This window comes from Haloferax sp. s1 (assembly GCF_058382125.1).
This window is the reverse complement of record NZ_JBZRPK010000247.1, coordinates 1-2,344: the sequence shown is the minus strand read 5'-3', so window position 1 is coordinate 2,344 and position 2,344 is coordinate 1. Positions and strand designations below refer to the sequence as shown.

Genomic DNA, 2,344 nt, shown 5'->3' with positions numbered 1-2,344 from the left:
TCGACCTCGGAATCATGCCGGGTTGGGGTGGAAGCGTCCGTCTGCCCGCACTCGTCGGCGACGAAGTCGCGCGCCGACTCATCTTCTTCGGCGAGCGCATCGACGCGAGCGACGCCCACGAGTACGGAATCGTCGGCGAAGTCGTCGCACACGACCAACTCGACTCGCACGTCGATGACCTCACGTCGGACCTCGCGTCGAAGCCGCGACACGCCCTTTCGGGGGCGAAAGCGGCTCTCAACATGTCCCACGAGGCTCCGCGAGACGCCGCACTCGACTACGAGACTCGGGTTTGGAGCGGTCTGTTCGGTACGCACGACCAGCGCGAGGGGATGAACGCCTTCGTCGAAGATCGCGACCCAGACTTCGAGTAACGCAGTCCGAGACTGCACGTAGTATACAGTCTAGACTTCCTTCTTCGCGGTCGTTTCTCGCGCCGGGCGAGCCGAACCGAGAGCTGCAATTCCTGTGTTAGCACGCGTCCTGCTACTGCTAAGTGCTCTAAAGGCAATTAATAATCATGGAGAAAACCATCAAATTGAGCCGCGTCGAGTCCGTTCTCGAAGACCTCTCGTATCCACTCACACGCCACGATGCTGCGGCGGCGCTCGACGGCGTGACGGTCCTCATGGCCGACGGGAACGCCGACCTCGGTGAGATGGTTCGGAACTGTTTGCCCAGTGAGTTCGCTGACGCGACCGACCTCTATTACGAACTCAACAACGCGATGCCCATCGAGGCGGTCGGCGAACCGAGGCAGTCCGATGGCGACGCCTGAGCGTCTCTCGGCCCGTTTTTGGTAACTCGCGTCCGAGTAGCCTGCGAATTCCCGCGGCGTAACCCAGGCGTTTAAGTCTTCCAAGCGGTAGGACGTACTATCATGGAGTTCTGCGACGAATGCGGGTCCCTGATGACGCCGGAGGACGGTGTCTGGGTCTGCCCGAACGGGCACGAGAAAGCACGCGACAGCGAGAAAGAAAAAGCGATGGTCACCACCGAGGGCCAGGAGTCGAGCGAAGTTGTCGACATGTCCGACGTCGACAACGCCGAAATCGGTCCGACGACGACGGCCATCTGTCCGAAGTGTGAGCACGACGTGGCGCGCTACGAGATGAAGCAGATTCGCTCGGCCGACGAGTCCGAGACGCGTTTCTTCACCTGCGTCGAGTGCGACCACAAGTGGCGCGAAGACGACCACTGAGCAACTCGCCTTTTTCCACCCTCCATCCGTAGACGGTGGCATGGTTGATTCGCCAGCCGTACCGACGCTTCCCCCGCTTGAGGGGTGGGTCCGCGTCGATGAATCGACCGACCGACTGTTTCAATTCGGCCTCGTCACGGTGCGCGCCAGAACGGTAGTGTACGAGGACGAGACGCTTCGAACGCGAGTGGCAACGAGCGATGACGGCCCGTGGCGCTTTCTTTTCGCCAGTCGACTCGTGATTCGACCTCGGACCCCGATGTCGAAGGCACTCACGCAACTGGTCCTCTCGAATGCGACGTCCGGGTTGGAGTCGCGTCTCCGAACGCGAGGGTTTTCGAATATTCGTCGAACCGGGTCGCGGACGCTCGCCGTCGAAGGCGGCGAGGCCGAGGTCGTCCGGTACGACGCGGCTGTCGAGACCGACGGCGTCGAACTCGCGGCCGACGCCTACCTCGCGGTGACGCCCGTCGACGGCGAATTTCTACTCACGGGCGGTGCGTATCCGCGGGAAGTCGTTGACGGTGACGAGAAGACGGCCGCAGTGCTCCGTGAAGCCATCGACCCAGAGCGATTCAGGGAAGAGTTATTTGAAGTAATTCGCCGCGTCGAGTGAGGTGTGACCCCTGCAAGCCCGACGAATTACTCGTTGCGAGCGAAGACGAGATAGCCGGTGTGGCCGACGCCAGCGGTCGACGGGCGCGACCCGCGCTCGCCGAAGTCCATGTGGCGCTGGATTGTTTCGAACGTCTCTACGTCGGAGAGGCCAGCCTCGCGGGCAGCCTCGACGGTGTCGCGCGTCCCTTCGACGAACGGCGAGTAAACGGCGACGTAGCCGCCAGTCACGAGGAGGTCCGGCGCTTCGCGGACGACTTCGGGTGCGTTTTCGGTGTCGAGCGTGAGCACGTCGAAGTCCGCCTCGCGGAGGTCGTCGAGTTCGTCGGTGATGTCGCCAGTTCGGACATCGACGTGGTCTTCGACGCCCGCGAGTCGCATGTTCTCGCGCGCAACGTCGGCGAAGTCGTCCTTCCGCTCGAAGGTCGTCACGTCGACGTCGAGTCGGCCGAGATACGCCGAGAGGACGCCCGTCCCGGTTCCTGCGTCGAGGACGCGTTCGCCCGCCGCGATGCCGGTGTGGCCCAC

At 62.9% G+C, this 2,344-nt stretch carries 5 protein-coding genes; 4 read left to right on the top strand and 1 reads right to left on the bottom strand.

The features are described from left to right. The 4 genes from QT222_RS02280 to QT222_RS02265 all read left to right on the top strand — a co-directional run. A partial coding sequence (locus QT222_RS02280) for an enoyl-CoA hydratase/isomerase family protein (protein WP_491476173.1) occupies positions 1-374 on the top strand: 374 nt, incomplete at its 5' end. 146 nt (positions 375-520) lie between these two features. Then, positions 521-778: a DUF5789 family protein gene (locus QT222_RS02275; RefSeq protein WP_004056993.1), complete on the top strand. Its 258-nt coding sequence runs from the start codon at positions 521-523 to the stop codon at positions 776-778. Between the two features lie 102 nt (positions 779-880). Then, complete coding sequence (locus tag QT222_RS02270) at positions 881-1,201, top strand: transcription factor S (RefSeq protein ID WP_014732302.1); 321 nt, start codon at positions 881-883, stop codon at positions 1,199-1,201. 40 nt (positions 1,202-1,241) lie between these two features. After that, positions 1,242-1,817, top strand: a complete 576-nt coding sequence (locus QT222_RS02265) for a DUF6517 family protein (protein WP_004056995.1) — start codon at positions 1,242-1,244, stop codon at positions 1,815-1,817. Between the two features lie 26 nt (positions 1,818-1,843). Here the strand turns inward: QT222_RS02265 and QT222_RS02260 are convergent. After that, the coding region (locus tag QT222_RS02260; protein WP_491476172.1) for a methyltransferase domain-containing protein at positions 1,844-2,344 on the bottom strand (501 nt) is incomplete at its 5' end.

Excerpts from the sequence above, each read along its gene's own strand:
- QT222_RS02270 (WP_014732302.1), top strand. The coding sequence starts at position 881 with ATGGAGTTCTGCGACGAATGCGGGTCCCTGATGACGCCGGAGGACGGT.
- QT222_RS02265 (WP_004056995.1), top strand. The coding sequence starts at position 1,242 with ATGGTTGATTCGCCAGCCGTACCGACGCTTCCCCCGCTTGAGGGGTGG.
- QT222_RS02275 (WP_004056993.1), top strand. The coding sequence starts at position 521 with ATGGAGAAAACCATCAAATTGAGCCGCGTCGAGTCCGTTCTCGAAGAC.